The 21720-nt window shown below is 61.5% G+C and carries 15 protein-coding genes, 1 pseudogene and 1 riboswitch; of the genes and pseudogenes, 11 read left to right on the top strand and 5 right to left on the bottom strand.

Annotation, left to right across the window (positions count from 1 at the left end):
* The first annotated feature begins 53 nt into the window (after nt 1-53).
* The 7 genes from DQ393_RS33535 to DQ393_RS25595 all read left to right on the top strand — a co-directional run bounded on the left by DQ393_RS33535 (nt 54) and on the right by DQ393_RS25595 (nt 7561).
* Nucleotides 54-203: a hypothetical protein gene (locus DQ393_RS33535; RefSeq protein WP_181592420.1), complete on the top strand. Its 150-nt coding sequence runs from the start codon at nt 54-56 to the stop codon at nt 201-203.
* A gap of 9 nt (nt 204-212) precedes the next feature.
* On the top strand, nt 213-1433 hold the full coding sequence (locus DQ393_RS25570; RefSeq protein WP_181592421.1) for a patatin-like phospholipase family protein: 1221 nt from the start codon (nt 213-215) through the stop codon (nt 1431-1433).
* A gap of 415 nt (nt 1434-1848) precedes the next feature.
* Nucleotides 1849-2943 carry a GGDEF domain-containing protein gene (locus DQ393_RS25575; protein ID WP_112344504.1) on the top strand — a complete coding sequence of 365 codons (1095 nt, stop codon included), beginning with the start codon at nt 1849-1851 and terminating at the stop codon, nt 2941-2943.
* An 81-nt stretch (nt 2944-3024) separates the two neighbouring features.
* Nucleotides 3025-3280: riboswitch (cobalamin riboswitch) on the top strand.
* 164 nt (nt 3281-3444) lie between these two features.
* Nucleotides 3445-4461 (top strand): ABC transporter substrate-binding protein, encoded by a 1017-nt coding sequence (locus tag DQ393_RS25580; RefSeq protein ID WP_112344505.1) that lies wholly within the window; start codon nt 3445-3447, stop codon nt 4459-4461.
* 2 nt (nt 4462-4463) lie between these two features.
* Nucleotides 4464-5501, top strand: coding sequence for a FecCD family ABC transporter permease (locus DQ393_RS25585; RefSeq protein ID WP_112344506.1), 1038 nt, complete (start codon nt 4464-4466; stop codon nt 5499-5501).
* Nucleotides 5498-6262: an ABC transporter ATP-binding protein gene (locus DQ393_RS25590; protein WP_112344507.1), complete on the top strand. Its 765-nt coding sequence runs from the start codon at nt 5498-5500 to the stop codon at nt 6260-6262. The genes DQ393_RS25585 and DQ393_RS25590 overlap by 4 nt, the downstream gene beginning before the upstream one ends.
* Nucleotides 6263-6466: 204 nt before the next feature.
* Nucleotides 6467-7561, top strand: coding sequence for an LLM class flavin-dependent oxidoreductase (locus tag DQ393_RS25595; protein ID WP_112344508.1), 1095 nt, complete (start codon nt 6467-6469; stop codon nt 7559-7561).
* A gap of 60 nt (nt 7562-7621) precedes the next feature.
* Here DQ393_RS25595 and DQ393_RS25605 read toward each other — a convergent pair whose 3' ends face one another.
* From DQ393_RS25605 to DQ393_RS25620, 4 genes are read right to left on the bottom strand one after another with little or no spacing between them, the layout of a single operon-like run.
* Entirely contained in the window at nt 7622-8743 is a 1122-nt protein-coding gene (locus DQ393_RS25605) for an ABC transporter permease (protein WP_112344510.1), read from the bottom strand.
* Between the two features lie 2 nt (nt 8744-8745).
* Nucleotides 8746-9897: an ABC transporter permease gene (locus tag DQ393_RS25610; protein ID WP_112344511.1), complete on the bottom strand. Its 1152-nt coding sequence runs from the start codon at nt 9895-9897 to the stop codon at nt 8746-8748.
* Nucleotides 9894-11654, bottom strand: a complete 1761-nt coding sequence (locus DQ393_RS25615) for an ATP-binding cassette domain-containing protein (RefSeq protein WP_112344512.1) — start codon at nt 11652-11654, stop codon at nt 9894-9896. The genes DQ393_RS25610 and DQ393_RS25615 overlap by 4 nt, the downstream gene beginning before the upstream one ends.
* 12 nt (nt 11655-11666) lie before the next feature.
* On the bottom strand, nt 11667-12677 hold the full coding sequence (locus DQ393_RS25620; protein WP_112344513.1) for an efflux RND transporter periplasmic adaptor subunit: 1011 nt from the start codon (nt 12675-12677) through the stop codon (nt 11667-11669).
* Between the two features lie 132 nt (nt 12678-12809).
* On the opposite strand from DQ393_RS25620, the gene DQ393_RS25625 reads away from it, so the two are divergent.
* Nucleotides 12810-13508, top strand: a complete 699-nt coding sequence (locus DQ393_RS25625; protein WP_112344514.1) for a CerR family C-terminal domain-containing protein — start codon at nt 12810-12812, stop codon at nt 13506-13508.
* 29 nt (nt 13509-13537) lie between these two features.
* Here DQ393_RS25625 and DQ393_RS25630 read toward each other — a convergent pair.
* Nucleotides 13538-14784 (bottom strand): annotated as a pseudogene (locus DQ393_RS25630) (DUF882 domain-containing protein).
* 517 nt (nt 14785-15301) lie between these two features.
* Here DQ393_RS25630 and DQ393_RS25635 point away from each other — a divergent pair.
* The 3 genes from DQ393_RS25635 (at nt 15302) to DQ393_RS25645 (ending at nt 21719) form a co-directional block, all read left to right on the top strand.
* A complete protein-coding gene (locus tag DQ393_RS25635) occupies nt 15302-17869 on the top strand; it encodes a LuxR C-terminal-related transcriptional regulator (RefSeq protein ID WP_245430455.1) in 2568 nt (855 codons plus the stop codon).
* Nucleotides 17870-17967: 98 nt separating this feature from the next.
* Nucleotides 17968-19659: a hydantoinase B/oxoprolinase family protein gene (locus DQ393_RS25640; protein ID WP_112344516.1), complete on the top strand. Its 1692-nt coding sequence runs from the start codon at nt 17968-17970 to the stop codon at nt 19657-19659.
* A complete protein-coding gene (locus tag DQ393_RS25645) occupies nt 19656-21719 on the top strand; it encodes a hydantoinase/oxoprolinase family protein (protein ID WP_112344517.1) in 2064 nt (687 codons plus the stop codon). The genes DQ393_RS25640 and DQ393_RS25645 overlap by 4 nt, the downstream gene beginning before the upstream one ends.
* The last annotated feature ends 1 nt before the right edge of the window (nt 21720 follow it).

Here is a 21720-nt window from a genome sequence, read left to right on the forward strand (position 1 = left end):
ACGGCAGCCAGGGGAGGAGCGAATGGCGCCAGTCAAGATATTGGTCGCGCGTCATGCCGAACGACTTGGGAGATCGCAACCTGTCGCCCAGCGGCGAAGCGGGCAATGGCGACAATCTCGTCATGATCGAAGATCAGCGGTTCTGTGCGACGGGTTCGCAGGCGGCAAAGGACCGGCTTGGAGATTTCCGGTGCCGACAATGAGGCATGGTCATGAGTGAGATCGATGCGATACCTCTATCCACGGAAAGCGAGGTCATAGCGGCCTCCGATTTCCGTTGGGACGGCAACGGTTTCGAGGCGGGTATCGGCATTGCCGCGTCCGGCGGCGGATTTCGGGCCATGCTCTTTCACGTCGGTGCCTTCCTCCGCCTGGCAGAGCTTGGGCTTCTGCAGCGGGCAAAGCGCATCTCCAGCGTTTCCGGCGGTTCGATCACCACCGGCTGGCTCGCCAGCGTTTGGCCCGATCTCGTCAAGGCTGATTTTGCCAATATGAACGATGTCTTCGTCAGTCCGATGCTTGCTTTTGCCCGGGCAAGGATCGACATCATGGATGCAGTGATCGGGCTCCTGCCCGGAACGTCCGCCGCGCGGCAAGTGGCGAAATCCTACGACAAGCATCTGTTCCAGGGCCGCAGCCTTCAGGATCTGCCCGACCAGCCGCAGTTCATATTCTGTGCGACGAATTTGCAGACCGGCGTACTCTGGCGCTTTGGCAAGGCCTATGCCGGCGACTACATCGTCGGGCGGCTCGACCGGCCGGATTTTCCGTTGGCGCAGGCTGTGGCCGCCTCTTCGGCCTTTCCGCCCATTCTGTCACCGCTGGTGCTCAAGTTCGCGGACGGCAGTTTTCAGGATTGGCCGACGGCGCCGTCCAAGCCGATCCCGGCGATCCGCGATTTTCGCAGGACCGTCATTCTCACCGACGGAGGCGTCTACGACAATCACGGGGTCGAACCGCTGGTAAAGCGCTTCGCAACTCTTTTTGTCAGCGATGGCGGTGCGCCCTTTGCCCGAAATTCCGGCCTTTGCCGCAATTGGGTCAGCCAGCTTCGCGGGATTCTGGATGTCACCGACAACCAGGTGAGGGCATTGCGTCGTCGTGATCTCATCGGCCGCTTCAAGGCGGCCGCGCCGCTGAGCGACGAGGCATCGCTGGTCGCCGCACAGGGATACGGCCGTTTCGGCGCCTATTGGGGAATCGATACGGACCCGTCGAAACTTGCGCCCGAAGCGGCGCTGCCATGTTCACCGAAGGAGGTCGCGGTCCTTTCTGGCGCACCGACCCGGCTCAGCAATCTCGGCGACGAGGTATCGGAAAAGCTGGTGAATTGGGGATATGCGATCTGCTATCGAAGCGTTCGCGCAAACTACCATGGGCCGATGCGACAGGTCGCTCCGGCCTGGCCCTTCCCGAAAAGACCGTTGGCATGATCATGATCGGCATCAGGGATCGCGCTCACCATCGTTACAGTGCAGGTCTTGCATCGATCGGCTGCAGCTTAAAGCGGAAAATTGCTGGTCGCACTTGACCGCTTCACTTTGCGTGCCAGATAGCGCGTGTCATCCATACGTTCTTCAAAAATGATCCACCAAAATCCGCAAATGCGCCACTGTTCGGATTGCGATGCCGGACACCGTGGCATCGATACGCATCAATTTCGAAGTTCTGTTACGACAATGATCATCATTTGCGATCCTGACCCCATCCCTTGTCCCGCCCCACGCGACGTCCTGTCGCAGAGGTTCGGTAAACCATTTTATAGAGATCGCATGGTATCGCGCGCCGACTTCGAGTATGGCCGGCGCATGCCATTGATGAGGCTCTTCGCAAGGATGGGGGATAGCTATGGGAATTGAAATCCATTTGCCGTCCCTGGCACGCGTCCTGGGGCAGGTGGCCATCATCGTCTATGCCTATTCCTGGGTTATCCGGATCATCGATCGCGGCGTTTTGAAATCGGTTGCGGTCGGATTGCTGTTCGGCGTGGTCGGCATCCTGTCGATGGCTGATCCGATCCAATGGATGCCCGGCGTCATTCAGGATGGCCGCTCCATCCTCCTCGTCCTTACGCCCGTCTATGGCGGCCTGTTGGGGACCATTGTTGCAGCGATGATGATGGGTCTGTTCCGCTTCATGATCGGCGGCTTGGGCGCGGTCGGCGGCATTGCCGGGATCCTCATCGTCGCGATCGCGGGCTATGTGCTCAGCCTCCTGCCGCGGCACTGGATCGGCACGGGATGGAAGCGATCGGCATTGTTCGGCCTGGCGACCTGTACGTCGCTCGTGGTTCTCGTCTTTCTGCCGTGGCCGGTCGCGCGCGAACTTCTGCTCTCGGCAACGCTTCCGGTCACGATCGTCAATATAATCGGTGTCTTTCTCCTCTCGGATCTGCTGGGGCGGGAGCAATATCGCATCGGCATCCAACGCGCGCTTGAGAGCGAAGCAAGCCTCGATCCGCTGACGAGACTTCCCAATCGCCGTGTCCTGCAGCGGGAAGGGGACCGCTGCAGCAAGGAAGCCGGCATCAGGCGCATCCCGTTTTCGATCATCATGCTTGATATCGATTACTTCAAGAAGATCAACGATAGCTGGGGCCATTCCTTCGGCGACACGGTTCTGGCGCGGGTCGCGGACGTGATCCGGCAGACCGTCCGAAGGACCGACATTGCCGCCCGCTATGGCGGAGAGGAAATCGTCGTTCTGCTTCCGAACACCGATATCAGGGCCGCTACCGCTATCGCGGAGAAAATCCGCAAGGATATCGAAGCGACAATCCTGATGTTCGAGCAGGAGAGCATCCGCGTCACGGTCAGCATCGGCATTGCCTGCTCCCACGAACCGACCGCCGACTTCAAGCATGTGCTCGAGGCTGCCGACAAGGCGCTCTATCGCGCCAAGGCGGGCGGGCGAAATCGCGTGGAATTGGCTGACGCCGCCTGATCCTGCCGCACGGATGTCGGATCTGACAGCTGCGCGCTCGCTTTATCGCATCTAAGCGTCCTTGACGGGAAGGTGCCATCCGGCATAACTGGACGCGACGGTTCCCCAAGGAAGACTCCGCGGGGATTAATAGGGAACACGGTGAGGGCGACCCAAGAGGGACCTAGGCCGTGGCTGCCCCCGCAACTGTAAGCGGATTGCCGATCATCCGGGAGCGACCAGCCCGCTGGTTTCCTTCCAGGGCCTTGAGCCATGCCACTGCAAGCATGCTTGCGGGAAGGTAGATGATCGTCAGATATCCGCAAGCCAGGAGACCTGCCGTCGATCGCGATCCAATCAGCCGGGCGGGGATGCCCGGAAGGGACAGAGAAAATGATTGACCTGAGCCTTCGACACTTTCAGACATCCATCGGTCTTGATTGGGATCCCCGCAGCCGTCGGCGCTCTTCTTGAGCGCGATCGCGCTGACGCCGTCCAGTTTCCTTCCTATCGAGATCTCTCATGCGCCATTTTTTGACGACGATTACTTTTGCATTCGGCCTGACTGGTTTTGCTGCTTCTGGTTTGGCCGCGACCCAATATCCTCTCACCATCAGCAATTGCGGCCAGAAGGTCACCTTCCAGAAGGCTCCGGCCAAGATCGTTTCGGTCGGGCAGGGCATGACCGAGATTCTCTTCTCGCTCGGCCTTGCCGACAAGATCGCCGGAACGGCGGTCTGGGTCGGACCCGTCCTGCCGCAATACGCCGAAGCCAACGCCAGGATTCCGCGGCTTGCCGACAATGATCCGAGTTTCGAATCCGTTGTCGGCAAGGAGCCGGATCTGGTGGCAGCCGAATTCGAATGGCATGTCGGCCCGCAGGGCTCCGTCGGCAAGCGCGAGCAGTTTTCCGAGCTCGGCATCAACACCTATATCGCGCCGACCGATTGCGTCGCCAAGGTCAATGCCGATGGCGGCGATGGCGTGCGCAAGGAACTGTTCACGATGGACCTGATCTACCAGGAGATCGGTGAACTTGCTGAGATTTTCGATGTCGAGGATCGCGGCGATGCCCTGATCGCCGACCTGAAGAAGCGCGAAGCGGATGCGGTCGCCTCGATTTCAGCCGCAAAGTCCAAGGACCTTCCGATCGTGTTCTGGTTCTCCAGCAAGGAGGTTGGCGGCGATGCCTTTATCGCGGGCAAGAACAGCGCTCCGGCCTATATCCTGAAGACGATCGGTGCCAGGAATGTCGTCACGACCGAGGAAGAATGGCCGCTGGTCGGATGGGAGACCATCGCGCAGGCCAATCCGGCCGTGATCGTCATCGCTACCATGGACCGCCGCCGCTATGCGGCTGACGACCCGAAGGTCAAGCTCGAATTCCTCGAGAAGGATCCGGTCACCAGCCAGCTCGACGCTGTCAGGAACAAGCATTTCGTTCTGATGGATGCTCAGTCGATGAACCCGACGATCCGGACCATCGACGGCATCGAAATCCTGGCCAAAGGCATTAGATCCTTCGGTCTGGCGCGGTGACGATGCGTCTTACCGCGGAACGACGGCCATGGTGGACGCTGCTGGTGCTTGCCCTGGCTGCCTTCATACTTCTGGCCTTCATGATCAGCCTTGCGGTGTCGATCGGCGAGATTTCCATCCCGCTGTCGACCACTGCAAAGGCCGTATCGAACCGGCTGTTCGGAACAGGTTTCGAGCTCAGCCGGATCCATCAGGGCATCGTCTGGGATTATCGCCTGAGCCGGGCGCTCGTCGCCGCCAGCGCCGGCGCCTCGCTGGCATTGAGCGGCGTGATCCTGCAGGCCCTGTTGCGCAATCCGCTTGCCGAACCTTATGTGCTCGGCATTTCAGCGGGCGCCTCGACCGGGGCGGTCTGCATCATGATCCTCGGGCTCGGCTATGGCATTCTCGGCCTTTCCGGCGGCGCCTTTCTGGGTGCGATCGTCGCTTTCCTGTTCGTCGGCCTGCTTGCTACGGGTGTTGGCGGCACGAGCGAGCGCATTATCCTGTGCGGCGTCGCCGGTTCGCAGCTTTTCAACGCGCTGACCTCCTATATCGTCACCACGTCGGCCAATGCCGAGCAGGCGAGGGGCGTCATGTTCTGGCTGCTCGGTTCGCTGAGCGGCGTGCGCTGGCCGGATGTCTATCTTTCCGGACCGGTCGCCATTCTCGGTTTTGCCATCTGCATGGCGCATGTCCGCGTGCTCGACGCGTTCATCTTCGGCACGGATGCGGCCGCTTCGCTGGGGATTGCGGTGCGGCGCGCGCAGATCGTGCTGCTCGGCGTGACTGCCTTCATGACGGCAGCCGTCGTCAGCATCGTCGGCTCCATCGGTTTCGTCGGTCTCGTCATCCCGCATGCCGCCCGCTTCATGGTGGGGCCAAGCCATGATCGGCTGCTGCCGGCAGCAGCACTTGCCGGCGCCATCTTCATGGTCGGTGCCGATATCGTCTCGAGGATCATCATTCCCCAGCAGATCCTGCCGATCGGCGTGGTCACTGCCCTGTTCGGGGCGCCCGCCTTCGCCATCATTCTCTATCGCGCCCGGAGGACGGCATGAGCATCGCGGTCGACACAGTCACTTTTGCCGCCGGCAATACGTTGATCGTCAACGGCGTCAGTCTGGCGGTGGAAAAGGGCAGGGTCCTCGGCCTTCTGGGCCCGAACGGCTCGGGCAAGTCCAGCCTGCTGCGGCTGATCTGCCGCTTGAGGAAGGTCAAGAGCGGCGTCATCCGGCTCGGCGGCAGCGATATCGCCTCGATTTCACGCGGCGATATCGCCCGCCGCATCGCGCTCGTCGAACAGCAGGCGACGACCGATACCCAGGTGACGGTTATGGACGTCGTGCGTCTCGGCCGCACGCCGCATCGCGGGCCTCTCTCGTCCTGGAGCGCACATGACGATGCGGCGGTTGTGGATGCGCTTGCGCGCGTCGGCATGCAGGGCCGCGCCGGTCAGCTGTGGCAGACACTCTCCGGCGGCGAGCGGCAGCGCGTCCATATCGCGAGAGCGCTCGCCCAGACGCCGAGCGAACTGCTGCTCGATGAACCGACGAACCATCTCGATATCCAGCATCAGCTCGATATTCTCGGCCTTATCTCCAAGCTCGACGTCACCTCGATCGTCGCGCTGCACGATCTCAATCTCGCGGCCATGTTCTGCGACAGCCTGGCCGTGCTCCAAAATGGCGAGGTTGTCGCCGCCGGCCCGCCGGAACAGGTGCTGACGCAGGAATTGATCGAAAGGGTTTTCGGTGTCCGGGCGCATGTCCAGAAATCCTCGGTCCATGGCCGCTGCAACATCCAGTATATGGCGGGTTGACCTCGTTTAAGCGGAAGCATTGATCTCTCGCTCGCATCGAGCCGTTTCAATCCGCGCGTAAAAATAGTTTAGGTTTAAACTTGTTTTTTCCGACCGATGGATCGACAGTGCTGGCCCAAGGGGAACAAGGCTCATCTCTCCGTCCGGCAACGACGGTTGGAACAGATGGAGGCAATGCGTTCCGCCCGCAGAAGGAGGAACAGCATGATCAAGCCGCATCCGCTGAAAGGTCCCAGCAAATTGAAACTCGGCGTCTTTTCCGCCAATGCGGACGGGGGGCTTGCCATTACCGACGTGCCGGAGCGCTGGCAGGCTCGCTGGGAGGACAATCTGAACGCCGCACAGATCGCTGATCGTGGCGGGCTGGATTTCTTCCTTCCGATCGCGCGCTGGAAGGGCTTCGGCGGCAAGAATCGAGTACGCGAATGGTCCTTCGAAACCTTTACCTGGGCGGCCGGCCTTGCCTCCGTCACGGAACGGATCGGCCTTTTTATGACCGTTCACGTGCCACTCGTGCATCCGCTCTATGCGGCGAAGGCGCTCGCGACCGTCGATCATATCAGCGGCGGCCGCGCGGGCCTGAATATCGTTTGCGGCTGGAACCCGAAGGAGTTCGGCATGTTCGGGGTGCCGCTGGTCGAGAAAGGGTATGACCAGGCGGATGAATGGCTTGATATCATGGAACGGGCCTATACGTCGGATGCACCGTTCGACTACGATGGCACCTATTACAGACTGAAGGATGTGGTGAGCCGACCGACCAGCCTGCAATCGCCGCGGCCGGTCACCATGAACGCGGCTTTCGGCGCGCCTGGTCGGGATTTCGCGGCGAAGAAGTGCGATTACCTCTTCACCACCTTCACCGAGCTTTCCGAAGCCGGCAAGCATGTCGAGGATATCAAGGGGCGGGCCGAGAAGCTCGGCCGCGATATCGGCGCCTATACCGTCTGCCATGTCGTCTGCCGCGAAAGCCAGCAGGAGGCAGAGGACTATTACGAACGCTATGCCGTGACGCTTGCCGACCATGAGGCGGTCGACGCCCATATGGCCGGCAAGAAGGAATTCTCGCAGTCGCATGACACGCAAGCCTACGATCGCTATCGCAAGCGGTTTGCAGGCGGCGCGGGTGGCTATCCGCTGGTCGGTACGCCGGAAAGAATTGTCGAAGACATGATAGCCATTGCCGAACGGGGCTATTCCGGGATTGCCATGTCCTTCGTCAACTACACCTATGAGCTGCCCTTCTTCTGCGACCGGGTCACGCCACTCCTGAAGAAGGCGGGGTTGCGGGTCGAATAACGGCGGATATCGTCCACGCCGAGGTCGACGCACCACACGGTGTGCCTTCCTGGAGTTGCGCTAGTTCAACCGGTGACGAAACATCCAGGCGGCAATCGGCATGGTCACCGCGGCGATCACGACCAGCGCCAGCATGTCGGGAAAAAGCGCGTCGAGCCCGGCACCTTCTAGATAGACGCCGCGCGTGATGCTGATCGCATATTTCAGCGGATTGATCATCGTCGCATATTGCAGAACCTTCGGCATGTTGTCGGTCGGCGACATCAGGCCGGACAGCAGCATGAAAGGCATCAGGAAGACGAAGCCGAGGATCATTGCCTGCTGCATATTGCCGGCAACCGAGGACAGAAACAGTCCGAAGCCGATGGCCGCCGCGAGGAAGAGGCTGAGCCCAAGGTAAAGCGTCAGGAATGAGCCGGCAAACGGGATGCGGAACCAGAACAAGGCCACCAGCAGGATCGTCGATGCCTGGGTGATGCCGACGATCATCGAGGGGACGGCCTTGCCGATCATGATCTCGGTCGGCGTGAAGGGCGCCACGAGCAACTGGTCGAAGGTTCCTTCCTCGCGCTCGCGCGCGACGGACATGGCGGTCAGCATCATCGTCATCAGCATGGTGATCGTGCCGATGAGCGATGGGACCATGCTCCAGCGCGTTTCCAGCTGCGGATTGTACCAGGCGCGCGTTGTTACCTGAACGGCTTTGCCGGAACCGCCCTTCTGTGCAAGCCAATCGGAGGTGAAGTCGCCGACGATCGTGTTGGCATAGCCCTGCGCAATGCCGCTCGTATTGGAATTCCGGCCGTCGGCGATGACCTGTACCGCGCCGGGGGCGCCGCCTTCCAATTGCCTCTCGAAATCACGCTCGACAACGATGATCAGCACGGCCTGCTTGGCATCGAGCAGCCTGACGGCCTGGCCCGCCTGCGCCAACGTCGCCACCCTTTCGAAGATGCCGGATCCCTCGATCTTTGCGATGAGATTTCTCGATGCCGTCGTCCTGTCCTGGTCGACGAGCGCATAGGGAACCGTGTTGAGGTCGTAGGTGGCGGCATAGCCGAAGATCAGACATTGGAGGATGGGCGGGACGATGATGCTTGCCCGGCTTCTCGGGTCCTTCAGGATGACGAGGAGTTCCTTGCGGATCAGGGTAGCGATGCGCAGAAGCGATGCAATGAACATGGCTAGCCGATCCTTTTGCGGGTCATGCGCACGGCAAGCGCCAGGAGCGCCGTGGCCATGCCGGCCAGCACGGCGGCATTGGGCAGGATGACGCTCCAGATATTGCCGGCCAGAAACAAGGTCTGCAGCAGGGTGACGAAGTAGCGGCCCGGGAAGATATAGGTGATGATCTGCACGGCCCAAGGCATGCTTCGCGGATCGAACATGAAGCCCGAGAGCATCATTGCCGGCAGGAAGGTGGCGAGAACGGTCACCTGGCTGGCGATGAACTGGTTCTTCGTGACGGAGGATATGGCAAGACCGAGACCGAGCGCCACCAGAAGATAGAGCATGGAGACGACGGTCAGGATCAACAGCGACCCTCGAAGGGGCACGCCGAAGAGCAGGCGGCTGCCGACGACACAGAGCGCAAGCCCGGCAAGCCCCAGAAGAAAGTAAGGGACTGTCTTGCCGAGCAGGATTTCGCTCGAACGGACGGGTGTGACGAACAGCGCCTCGAAAGTGCCGCGTTCCCATTCCCGCGCCATGACGAGCGCGGTCAGGAGCGCGCCGATCAGCGTCATGACGAGGACGACGAGGCCTGGGACGAGGAAATAGCTGCTGTCATTGGCTTCGTTGAACCAAAGCCGGGACTCGATCGTCACACCGCTGCCGGTAGCCGCCCCTTTGCGGGACACTTCCTTGGCGTTCCAGACGCCGACGGCAGCTTCGGCGTAGCTCAGCGAAATGCGGGCGGTGTTGGCATCGCTGCCGTTGACGACCACCTGTACTTCGCCGTTGCCCAAGGCCATTTTACGCGCTAAATCCAATGGAATGCGCAGGATTACCCTTACCTCCGATGACAGAAGCATCTTTTCGGCTTCGGCCATCGTCTTGACCGGTTTCGGCGAAAAATAGCTGGAAAGCTCGAAGGCCGAGGCCAGCCCGCGCGCCTCGGCCGAGTTCTCTTCCATGACGATCGCAACGGGAACGTTCTTGACGTCCAGATTGATGCCGTATCCGAACAGGATCAGCAGCGCCACCGGCATGATAATGCCGATCGCGATGCTGCTCGGGTCGCGCAGGAGCTGCCATGTCTCCTTGCGGATGAGCGCACGGACGCGGCGCAGGGCTGCGCGCAATCCGTGGCCAGGCCTGTCTGCGGGTTCGCTCATGCCGCCTTCTCCGCCTGTTTGTGACGCTCCTGCTCGACGATCGCGATAAAGGCCTCCTCCATCGTTGCCGCCGTCTCGCCGCGTGCCCCGGCATGGGCGCGGATTTCGACCGGCGTTCCCTCAGCCAGGTTCTTGCCGGCATCCAGGATGATGATCCGGTCGCAATATTCGGCTTCTTCCATGAAATGCGTCGTCACGATGACGGTCACGCCCTGCTCGGACAGGGCAGTGATCCGGCCCCAGAATTGCCGCCGGGCCAGCGGATCGGCACCGCTGGTCGCTTCGTCGAGGAAGAGAATATCCGGCTCGTGCAGCAGGGCCGCGGCAAGCGCCAGCCGCTGCTTGAAGCCTCCGGGCAGCTGGCCGCTGGGCAGCCTGGAGAACTGGTCGAGTTCGAACTGGTTCTTCAAAGCGGCGATCCTGTCTCTCCTGTGTTTGCCGCGCAGCCCATAGGCGCTTGCGAAAAACTCCAGATTCTCGTCGACACTCAACTGGCCGTAGAGCGAAAACTTCTGCGCGACATAGCCCAGCCGCTCTCGGGCCTTGGCACCCGCTCTGCGCAGATCGGAGCCGGCGACCATCAACGTGCCGCCACTTGCGGGGAGCAGGCCGCAAAGCATGCGGAATGTCGTGCTTTTTCCTGCTCCGTTCGGGCCAAGAAGACCGTAGACCTCTCCCTTGCGCACGCTGAAGCTGACATGGTCGACGGCCGTGAAATCTCCGAACTTCCGGACGAGGTCGTGAACCTCGACGACGGTTTCATCGCCGTCGCTATGGTCGGATGGCTGGCCGGTGCGCATCTGGCGCTCGGCGTTGCCGACGACGGCGGAAAATAGCATCATGAAGGCGTCTTCGAACCGGGGCTCGACGCTTTCGGTATCGAGCTTGGTTTCATCCAGCCGTAGCGGCTCGTCCTTCTGCTCCGGCCTGCGCACGATCCTGACCCGGCCGGCTTCCGGGACGGCATCGATAATATCAGGCAGGGCGAAAAGACGGGCCTGCAGCGATCTTGCCGGCATGTTCTCCGGTGTGGGAACCATGAAGCAGCAGCCGTCAGCCTTCTTCGTTATGTCGGCAGGCGGTCCCTGATCGAGGATCTTGCCTGCATGCATGAGCACGGCGTGTTCGCAGCGTTCGGCCTCGTCGAGATAGGAGGTCGCCACGATCACCGAGAGCCCGTCCTCCTTGACGAGCTTGAAGACGATTTCCCAGAGCTCGCGCCGCGACAGCGGATCGACGCCGACGGTGGGCTCGTCGAGCAGCAGCAGTTCGGGTGCTCGCACGAGGGTGCAGGCAAGGCCGAGCTTCTGCTTCATACCGCCAGACAATTTTCCCGCCGGCCGTTCCTTGAAGCGCCCGAGCTGCGTCATCTCGAAGAGGCGCGGATAGGTTTCGTCGCGCTTCGATTGCGTCACGCCATGCAGATCGGCGTAGAGATCAAGGTTCTCCTGAACGCTCAGATCCTCATAGAGGCCGAATTTCTGCGGCATATAGCCGATCCGGTCCTGAACATGCTGCGGCTCCGTGGCGATATCGAAGCCGATCACTCGCAGACTGCCGCTATCGGGTGCGATGAGGCCACATGCCAGGCGCAGCAACGTCGTCTTGCCGGCGCCATCGGGGCCGACGAGCGCCGTCAGCGCGCCTTTGCGGACATCGAGCGAGACATCGGCAAGCGCGTCGACCGTTTCTCCGGTGTCCCGATGAAACGACTTGCAAAGCTTGCTTGCTGTCACCGAGAGATCGCCGGCGCTCATGGCATCCTCGTTCTATTGCCGCTGCGCGGTTGGCGGAGCCGACTGTTCGCCCGGAAGCGGCCGGACGGTTGCCGGCATGCCGAGCCGCAGCATATTGTCGGGATCGTCGACGAAGACCCTGACCTCGTAGACGAGGCTCGTGCGCAATTCCTCCGTCTGCACCGATTTCGGCGTGAACTCGGCAACGGAGGAAATGAAGCCGATCCATCCCCCGATCGTCCGCCCTGGCAGCGAGTCCACGGTGACGGAGGCTTTCATGCCGGGACGGAGCATCCCAAGCTGGGTTTCCGAGATATAGGCACGCACCCATTTCGGGCTGATGGTCGCAAGCGAAAAGGCAGCCCGCGTGGGAGACGCCATCTCGCCGGGTTCGATCAGCCTGGACTGTACGATAGCGTCGACGGGCACTCTCAATTCGGCGTCGGCAAGCTGTTGATGGAGGAGCGCGACATTGGCCTCAGCCGCATTCAGCTGCGCTTCGGCCTCCTCGATATCCTCCACGCGCGAGCCGGCAACGAGCAGATCCAACGCCTTCTGGTTTGCGATGACCTTGGCGTCGGCGACGGCGGCGGCCGAACGGGCTTCATCCAGGGCCTGCTGGCTGACGGCTGCCTTGGGAGCGAGCGCGTTCTGACGCTCGAACTGGGCGCGGGCATTGACGGCCTCTGCCTTGGCGGATTCGACATTGGCACGGGACTGGGCGATCTCTTCGGGGCGGCTGCCGTTTTTGAGGCGGGTGAGATTGGCGCGTTGGCTGGCAGCCTGCGCTTCCGCCTGGGCGACCTGCGGCCGGAGCCGGCTGGTATCCAGTCTGGCGACGATCTGGTCTTTCTTGACTTGCGCTCCCTCTTCGACAAGGACTTCAGCCACACGTTCGCTGCCATTGAAGGCGAGAGTGAGTTGTCTGAAGTCGATATTTCCATAGAGAACGAGATCGTTCGCGCCGTTATCCCGATGGAGATACCACCAGGCACCGCCCGCGACTGCAATCAACAGGACCAGGATGACGATGACACGCTGCATGCTTTGTTGAACTCCGAACGAGCGGTCGGCTCTGGTGAAACGAATTGTGACCGAGATTGATCCGCAGCAGATTATAACACTTGTCAAATTCAAATTTCAAATTAATATTTGAATTAATGGAAGGCAAAGACAATGGCCAGAGGCATAAGACGAACGGCGCGGTCACGAGATCGGCAGGACGGGGCGGCCACGCGCACGAGCCTGCTCGAAGCCGGCGGCGCCGTTTTCGCCGAATTCGGCTTCGACCGCGCGACCGCAAAGGAAATCGCCTTGCGCGCCGGGACGAATGCGGCCGCGGTGAATTATCATTTCGGCGGCATCGAGGCTTTGTACGAAGATGTTCTTGCCGAGGCCCATCATCGCCTGATGAGTTACGATGTGCTTGCCCGCATGATCAATGCGGACATCGACCCGAAGGAGAAGCTGCGCCGGTTCATCGGTTTGCTGGTCACGGTCGTCAGGACAGGAAATGAGAGTTCATGGCCGGCCAAGGTGGTCGTGCGCGAACTGATCGCGCCCACGCCTCATATCGACAAGCTCCGCCGCGAGGAGATCGAGCCGAAGAAAGCTTTGCTGTTTGGTGTCATCGCCCAGATCCTTGGCGTGCCACCGGACCATCCGCTCGTCGCTCAGGCAGCGCTTTCGACGATGGCGCCCTGCTTCATGCTTCTGGTGGCCGAAAAACGCGTCTCCGAGATCATTCCTGCGCTTGGGCGGGATGCGACTACGGACGAGGAGCTGGCGGACCGGCTGGTTCGCTTTACGCTTGGCGGCCTCGCGCATCTTTCCTTGTCGGAGCACGCGGACCGACCATCGGATGCATCGAACTGATTTGCCAATGGAGCGGGGCGAAGGCGGCCTCAGCCTTCGAAGCCGAACCGCTCGACATCGAAGTCGTCACCCTCATAGGCGGCTCCGTCCTGAATGTCGGCCATATCCTCATGCATCGGTATTGGCGCACTGACGAGGCTCGGGAGCGTCATGTCGACTGCCGTGCCCGGCGGCTGCAACGCCCAGGCGACGATGGCCCCGTCGACATGGCTCCGACGCCGCCGGATACGTGCTGCGCGGCGGAGCTTGGCAGCTGCGCTATTGGCTGCATCTTTGCCATGGCGTTGTCGTCCGTATTCTTCGTGTTGTCCGACATGACGAGTTTTCCAGCCTCGTTGCGTCCCACTACCAGGCTTGCCAGCACAACAGGAGCGGCTGGTCTTTCAGGCGCGGCCGTCGGGATGACGACGATACTGCTGGTTGGCCGCCATGCCGGCAGCGGAATGGCATAGGCGGCCAGATCGGCGAAGGGCTGCTCCTTGCTTTCCTCGGCCACGCGCTTGCCGAGCTGAGCCTCCAGCCCGTTCACGGCTCGATTCCTAGGCGTCGGCAGCATGCTGGTCATAAGGCTGCTGTCGGGCATGCCGCTGCGAGATGCAGCCGACAATCCGGCATCATCATCGTCCTCCACCGCGGTCGCGATCCTGCTGCTCACCTGGGATGGCCGCTTCCTGGATTGCGCGACCGCCACCTCATAGCCCGGCAGCGGTCTGCCGTCCGCCGGCACATGCAGCGTCTGCCCGTTCGGGAAAAGCCGTGCCAGTTCCTGGCGTGACATTCTCGGCCAGGCTCGTACCCTGCCGACATCCAGATGCACGAAGGGCGAGCCGGAGTTGGGATAGAAGCCGACGCCGCCGATCTGCATCTGCATGGCGATGGCGCGCAAGCTCGCAAGCTTGACGCCGGGAATATAGAAATCCATCGCCTTGCCGAGCGTGTGCTGGCTGTGCTTTGCGACGCCGGAGCTACGCGAGCGGTTGCGCAACATGCTGTTGGTGGAGGGAGAGCGGTAGGCCGAGACGACGTGTATGGATTCCCTGGCGCCGCTGCGTTGATAGACTTCCCAGACCAGATCAAGCAATTCCGGAGCGATCCGGGTCGGTTCGTTCTTTCGCCAGTCGCGCAAGAAGCGGTTGATCTGAGCAAGGCCCCTCGGATCATATTTACCACCGCGCTTGAAGACGATGGTCGCCCTTTCTCCGGTATGGGTGAAGAAGAGTTTGAGTGCCCGGTCTTCGGCCGCAGCCGAGCCGGCAAAGGCGCCAAGCATCAGCATCGCGATCAGCGCCAGCCGGCAAGCGACGAAGGAAGAGGCGATGGCGAAAGTTGTCGCCGGAATGGAAAAGATCGCGTGATGCACGGATACGACTTTCGCCTTGCTAACAGATACAGAACTCAGAGGCGCCGCGCCTGCGGCATCGCTATACCTCCAATTATGGTCAACAAATCCCTAACGGACCGTTTATAGTCGCAACCGGCAAAATTTTGTGCTCTCCGGCATGTCGACAGGGGATGCTGGCCGGCTTTCGTCTCGATCGATCCCGCTTCGAGGGTCTCACGCTTTTCGTTGCAGTGGCGAGAAAAATCAACTATTGCATGTAGGCGTAGTCTTCTGAACGATCGAGATTAACCGGCTTTGCAAACGTTTTCGCGCGGGTTGCAAACTGCTTGCCAAGACAGCATCATCCGGCCCCATGAGTGGACAGAATCGATTTGCTCCCCCGTCCAGCGGGCAGCAAACTATTAGACGCAGCGACCTGTTGCGGCAGCTCCGGCGCGCCGGGCTGCGTCGTTTGACGACCATCGTCGCGCCGGCCGGTTACGGCAAGACGTCGCTCGCCGTCCAATGGTACGAGTTGTTGAAGGAAGATCGGGTCAAGCTGTGCTGGGTGTCGCTCGATGCCGAGCATACGAGCCAGGAAGCTTTCCTGCTCGCTCTGATCGATGCCCTGCAGACGCTCTCGAACGAGGACGGTGCGGATGCCGGCAATCTGCCGGCTACAGCGCTTCTTTCCGTGCTCGGGACGCGCCTGCGCAAGATCGAAGAGCCGCTCGTCATCTTCCTCGACGACTATCACTTTGCTCAGACGGATGCGACCGAGGCCCTGATGGCAAAGATCCTTGCCGATCTTTCGCTCGAGCATGTCAAGCTGGTGCTGGTCAGCCGCAGTCCGCCGCGCTTTCCTCTGTCGGCATTGCGGCTGCGTGGCGAATTCAAGCAGTTCGGCGTGGCCGAACTCGGTTTTTCCGATGCCGAGGCGCGGGAATTATTTGAGGGCAAGGGCGCGCATCTGACCGAAGAGCAGGTCGGCTCCTTCAATCGCCGCACGGAGGGCTGGGCGGTCGCGTTGCAGATGGTGAGCCTTCTGGTTGCGGAATCCGAGGAAAGCGATACCATTCTCGCCTCCTTCGACGGAGGCGGCGCGGATATGGGCTCTTATCTCTCGGAGCAGGTGTTTGAGCATCTGCCCGAGGATATCCGCTTGTTTCTGATCGAGACTGCGGCCTTGCCGGCCTTCAATCGGCCGCTTCTCGAGGCAGTGCTGGAAACCGGCGAGGACGCGGGCCTGATCGAGCGGCTGAATGAGTACGCCCTTCCGGTGACGCTGCTTGCCGGGCCGGGCAACTGGATGCGGTTCCACCCGGTCTTCAACGAGTTTCTCAAGAGAACCGCCGGCCGCAGGGGTATCGATGCCAACCGTGCGCTGAACCGTGCAGCACACTGGTTCGAGGCTCATGGCGATATAGACCGCGCCGTCCATCACGCGCTTTTGGCGGATAACGCCAATCTTGCAGCGCGTATCGTCGAAACCGCCGGCGGATGGAGGCGTGTCTATGCCACCACGCGGGGCGGCGCAACGCTTTTCCAGGCCTTGAGCGGACATGCCTCGGAGATCGATCTGGTCCGCTTTCCCCTCGCGACGCTAGGACTTTCGATTTTTCATGCCAAAGCGGCACAGCTTGCCGCAGCCAATCACTATCTCGCCACGGCCGAGCGTGCCGCCTCCGGTGATCCGATCCTTGCGAAAGACCTGCGCGTCGTGCGCATTCTCCTTGCGCTTTATACGGATCACTGGGCGAGCACGGCCGATCTCTCGGCATTGGAAGATGATTTGCAGCAGCCGGATGGCATGGAACTCATCCATCGCGCGCTGGCGCTCAATATGCTGTCCTACAATTTCCTGATCCGAGGCGAACTTGATCGGGCGCTGCATTACGGTCATCTCGCCATTCGCGCCTTTCGCGACGGCGGTGCCGATTTCGGTGCGATGCATCTCTACACGCATATCGGCCAGGCCTTCTTTCTGTCGGGCGATTGCGCGAGCGCGCTTGCCTCTTACGACGAATTGATCTGCGAAGCACAAGCCAATATCGGTCCCGGCAGCGATCTCGACGCGGTCGGCCAGGTTCTGAAGGCGGAAGTGCTATCGATGGGGGGCGAGGCAGAGGCCGCGGCCGGCATGCTGGAATGGGCGCTGCCGCATCTCGAGCGCCACGATACATGGTTTGATCTTCTCGCAGCGGGTTTCATGGCCGAACAACGGGTCTTGCGCATGCATGAGGATTTCCTGGCGGCTCACGCCGCCATGGATCGCATCCGTGCGGCGGCGCGGCGGCGCGGCTTCGATCGGCTCAGCCGCCTGATCGATGGCGAGCGTGCCATGCTTCTCATGGCATCGGGTGATCTTGACCAGGCGATCCGGCACGCCGAGGCCAACGGTTTCGGCATACAGGCTATCGTTGCGGATCGCGCCAATCTGCTTTCCATTCATCTGCGCGGCGCGACCCCGGCAATTTTCTGGACGCGCGCTTATCTGGCGCTCGGCGAAGTTTCCAAGGCGCGCGAGGTCTTCGATCAGTTCAGAACGCGTCAATCCCAGCGCCTGCATATTCCGCGCGCGATCGAGCTTGCTCTCATCGACATAGGGATTCTGCTCGCTGAGGACCGTGCCGATGTCGCCGCCGCCCGCCTTTCCGATCTTGTGCTGACGATGCCGCTCGACGACTATCGCGCCTTGCTGCATCTTGATCATGCAGCGGGCCTTGGTGAGCTTCGCTCACTTGCCACTCATCCGACAGTGGCAAACGTGACCCGCAAGCGTCTCCAGTCTCTGCTCGTGGCTGCCGAGACGATGCAGGAGCCGGCCATTGCCGACGTCGGATCCGCCTTTACCGGCCGGGAACATATGGTGCTGGAGTTGCTGAGCTCCGGGCTTTCCAACAAGGAAATCGGCCGGATGCTGGCGCTTTCCGACAACACGATCAAATTCCATCTGCGCAACATCTTCGCCAAGCTCAACGTCTCGACGCGGACGGCAGCCGTCACCGCAGCGCGTCAAAAGGGCATGCTCAATAGGTGACCTACCCGAACGGGTAGGTTTCAGCATGTGTGCCCACCCATCGGGAAGGCTTTCGATGGGCGAAAAAACACCTAATCTGCACTCGTGCGAATATTATAATGCGAGGTAGATTCGTGGTCGTCGTCGATCCGGTGACGCAGGAGATTATCGAGGGCAAGCTGGCAGCCACCGTCGACGAGATGGGTGTGGTCATGGCCAGAACCTCGATGAGCCCGGTCATCTATGAGGTGCTTGATTTTGCCTGCGGTCTCCTGACGCCCGAAGGGGAGCTCGTGGCGCAGATGAACGGCATCACGCTCTTCACCGGCACTTTCGGCACGCAGGTCAAGTCATTGATCGCTCTCTATGGTGAAGATCTGGAAGATGGCGACATTCTCCTGACGAACGATCCCTATTCCGGCGGTACGCATGCCTGCGATTTCGCCATCGTCAAGCCGATCTTCTTCGAAGGGCGGATTCTGGCCTATGCCATCAACGTTGCTCATTATCTTGACGTCGGCGGCTCGGTTCCCGGCTCGCTTGCGCCGAATGCCGTCTCCGTCTTTCAGGAAGGATTGCGGTTGCCGGGTGTGAAAGTCGTGCGCAGCGATCGCTTTTCGGGAGAAGTTCTGCGGATCATCCGCGAGAATGTCCGTTTGCCTGACGTTGCGATCGGCGATCTCACCGCACAGGTGGCGACCGTTCGCGTTGCCGCCCGTCGCATGGCCGAATTGGCCGGCAAATACGGAACCGACGTCGTGAAGACCGCATTCGATCACCTACTGACCGTGAGCGAGAGGCAGGCGCGCGCCGCCATCGCCGCGCTGCCCGACGGGGTCTACGAAGCGACTGACGTTATCGATGGCGACGGCGTCACCACCGATCCTATCAGGGTGCAGGTGGCGGTCACGATCGCCGGTGATCGGCTGACGGCGGATTTCACCGGCTGCCCGCCCGCGGTCGCGGGGCCGATCAATTGTGCGGCAGGTGCGCTGCAATCGGCCGTTCGCACCATCTTCAAGGCGCTGGTGGCGCCGGAGGCGCCGTCCAACGAGGGCTGGTTCCGGCCGCTCACCGTCATCGCGCCGAAAGGTTCGGTTTTCACGGCGGAAAAGCCTTCGCCTACGGGCTGGTATTACGAAGGCTCGGTGCATGCCTCCGAACTCGTCTGGAAGGCGCTCGCCAAACTCATGCCCGAGCGCTTCTCCGCCGGTTCCTATACGAGCCTTTGCGTCGTCTATATCGCTGGCAGGGATGGGACGGGGCAGCCGTTCATCCATATCGAGCCGCAGCATGGCGGCTGGGGCGCGAGCAAGGACGGCGACGGCGCCAATGCGCTGATCGCGCTCACCGATGGCGACACCTACAATTATTCCGTCGAGGTGATCGAAGCGCGCTTTCCCCTGCTCGTGCGCCGCTATGCGCTGAACGTCGAGGGAGGATCGGGCGCCGGTCGCCGCCGCGGCGGTTTCGGCGTCATCCGCGATTACGAGATTCTTGGAGACGATGTATCAGCCTATTGCAGCTTCGGGCGAACGGACACGCCGCCCTGGGGCATCGAGGGAGGCAAGCCCGGCAGCATCAATCTCCTGCAGGTGGAGGATGGCGGCAAGGTCAGCAATTTCGGCCGCGAGCCGCATATCGGGCTGAACCGCGGCGATCTCGTGCGCATCATCACCGGCGGCGGCGGCGGCTGGGGCGAGCCTCACGCACGCGAGCCGGAATATATCCGTCGCGACATCGAAGACGGCTACATCACCCGCGAGGCGGCCCGCAGCCAATATGGATATGAAGAAAGGGTGGCGGGATGATCAGACTGGCGACGGATGTAGGCGGTACTTTTACCGACCTCGTCGGTTATGATGAGCGCACGGGTGAGATCTTCACTGCCAAGAGCCTGACGACTGTTCACGATCAATCCGAAGGCGTCCTTGCGGCGATCGCACTTGCCGAGAAGAAGGACGGGCTTTCGACGCGCGACGTGATCTTCTTCGCCCATGGCGGAACGACCGTCATCAACGCGATCACCGAACGCAAGGGTGTCAGGACGGCGCTGGTGACCACCGCCGGTTTTCGCGACGTATTGGAAATCGGCCGCGGCAATCGCCCCGATCTCTATAATCTCCGGTTCAAAAGCCCGGAGCCCTTCGTACCCCGCAGCCTGCGCTTCGAGGTGCGCGAGCGCATGGATGCCAAGGGCCAGGTGCTGACACCCATCGAGCTTGGCGATGTCGAGGCGATCATCCGCGAGTGCCGCGCCCGCAAGGTCGAGGCGGTGGCCGTGATCTTCCTCCATAGCTACGTCAATCCCGAGCACGAAATCGCCTGCGCCAAGGCGATTGCCGAGGCGTTGCCGGATGTGACTGTCTGCGCCAGCCACGAGGTCTCCCGTCAATGGCGGGAATATGAGCGCTCCAATACGGCGGTGCTCAACGCCTATGTGCAGCCGATCATCAAGCGCTATTTCGCCCGGCTCGAAAGCGCGCTGATGGAGCGCGACCTCACCTGCCCCTACTATGCGATGCAGTCCAATGGCGGCATCTCCACTTTCGATCAGGCCCAGATGAGCCCGCTGACGCTTGTCGAATCCGGGCCCGCGGGTGGTGTTGCGGGTGCCGCACGCATCGGTGCTGTAATGGCTGAATCGGAAGTGCTGTCGCTCGATGTCGGCGGCACGACTGCAAAATGTTCCTTGATTCACGACAGCCGGCCGACGCTCGACAGTGAATACAAGCTCGAGCATACCCGCATCGCGCCCGGCTACCCGGTGCAGGTGCCGGTGGTCGATATCGTCGAGATCGGCGCCGGCGGCGGATCAATCGCTCGCATCGACGAGCGCGGCGCGCTCTGCGTGGGGCCGGAAAGCGCCGGCTCGATACCTGGCCCGGCCTGCTATGGAAGAGGCGGAGACAAACCGACTCTTTCCGACGCCTTGCTGACGCTCGGCATCTTCGATCCGGCGAGCTTTGCCGGCGGGCAGATGCAGCTCGACAAGTCCAAGGCCGCCGCCGCGATTGCGACGATTGCCAAGCCGATGGGCCTGTCGGTCGAGGATGCGGCGCTTGCCATCGTCGAGATCGCCCATGCGTCGATGATCAACGCGCTGAAGCTCGTGACGGTTCAGCGCGGGCACGATCCGCGCGACGCCGCTTTTGTCATTTCCGGCGGCGCCGGTCCTGCGCTTGCCGCAGGTCTCGGGCGTGATCTCGGTGTGAAGGTGACGGTCGTGCCGCCGCATCCCGGCATCTTTTCCGCCTGGGGTATGCTGGCAGCCGAGCCGCGCGCAGATTTCCGCAGCACCTGGTTTGCGCCCCTCGCATCGGAGGCCGTCGGCAATCTCAAGCGCCGGTTCGACGAGTTGAAACGGGATGCGGTCAGATATTTCTCCAAGGGAGATGCGGCCGAGATCCGCTACGTCTGCCGCGTCGAGGCCCGCTATCGCGGCCAGGAACACGGCGTCTTCGCCCTGTTCGAAATGGACGACGACGCCGAAAGCTTTGCGGAACGTTTCCATGCAGCGCATGAGCGCGCCTATACGTTCCGACTGCCCGGCTCCCCGGTCGAAATCACCATGATCCATCTGGAGGCGGTGCTTCACGGTCCGGTCATCGCCATCCCGAAACTCGATCGCGCCGGCCGTTCGCTGGATGCGGCCTTCAAGGGTCATCGCAAGGTCTACTTCGGCGGCACGGTTGGTTGGGTATCCTGCCCCGTCTACGAACGCACGAAACTGCCCGCTTCCGAGAAGATCGCCGGCCCGCTTCTCATCGAGGAGGCGACTGCCACCTCGCTGGTGGCTGCCGGACAGGAGCTTGAAGTGAGCAGGGAGGGGCTGCTGCTCATCCGCGAATGCGATGGGAGAAGCGTCTGAT

This window comes from Martinezella tropici, from assembly GCF_003287875.1.
Lineage (GTDB): Bacteria > Pseudomonadota > Alphaproteobacteria > Rhizobiales > Rhizobiaceae > Rhizobium > Rhizobium tropici_C.

What these genes read in the sequence shown, in the direction of transcription:
- DQ393_RS33535 (WP_181592420.1), top strand. Translation starts at nt 54, where the DNA reads ATGCCGAACGACTTGGGAGATCGCAACCTGTCGCCCAGCGGCGAAGCG.
- DQ393_RS25570 (WP_181592421.1), top strand. Translation starts at nt 213, where the DNA reads ATGAGTGAGATCGATGCGATACCTCTATCCACGGAAAGCGAGGTCATA.
- DQ393_RS25575 (WP_112344504.1), top strand. Translation starts at nt 1,849, where the DNA reads ATGGGAATTGAAATCCATTTGCCGTCCCTGGCACGCGTCCTGGGGCAG.
- DQ393_RS25580 (WP_112344505.1), top strand. Translation starts at nt 3,445, where the DNA reads ATGCGCCATTTTTTGACGACGATTACTTTTGCATTCGGCCTGACTGGT.
- DQ393_RS25585 (WP_112344506.1), top strand. Translation starts at nt 4,464, where the DNA reads ATGCGTCTTACCGCGGAACGACGGCCATGGTGGACGCTGCTGGTGCTT.
- DQ393_RS25590 (WP_112344507.1), top strand. Translation starts at nt 5,498, where the DNA reads ATGAGCATCGCGGTCGACACAGTCACTTTTGCCGCCGGCAATACGTTG.
- DQ393_RS25595 (WP_112344508.1), top strand. Translation starts at nt 6,467, where the DNA reads ATGATCAAGCCGCATCCGCTGAAAGGTCCCAGCAAATTGAAACTCGGC.
- DQ393_RS25605 (WP_112344510.1), bottom strand. Translation starts at nt 8,743, where the DNA reads ATGTTCATTGCATCGCTTCTGCGCATCGCTACCCTGATCCGCAAGGAA.
- DQ393_RS25610 (WP_112344511.1), bottom strand. Translation starts at nt 9,897, where the DNA reads ATGAGCGAACCCGCAGACAGGCCTGGCCACGGATTGCGCGCAGCCCTG.
- DQ393_RS25615 (WP_112344512.1), bottom strand. Translation starts at nt 11,654, where the DNA reads ATGAGCGCCGGCGATCTCTCGGTGACAGCAAGCAAGCTTTGCAAGTCG.
- DQ393_RS25620 (WP_112344513.1), bottom strand. Translation starts at nt 12,677, where the DNA reads ATGCAGCGTGTCATCGTCATCCTGGTCCTGTTGATTGCAGTCGCGGGC.
- DQ393_RS25625 (WP_112344514.1), top strand. Translation starts at nt 12,810, where the DNA reads ATGGCCAGAGGCATAAGACGAACGGCGCGGTCACGAGATCGGCAGGAC.
- DQ393_RS25640 (WP_112344516.1), top strand. Translation starts at nt 17,968, where the DNA reads ATGCGAGGTAGATTCGTGGTCGTCGTCGATCCGGTGACGCAGGAGATT.
- DQ393_RS25645 (WP_112344517.1), top strand. Translation starts at nt 19,656, where the DNA reads ATGATCAGACTGGCGACGGATGTAGGCGGTACTTTTACCGACCTCGTC.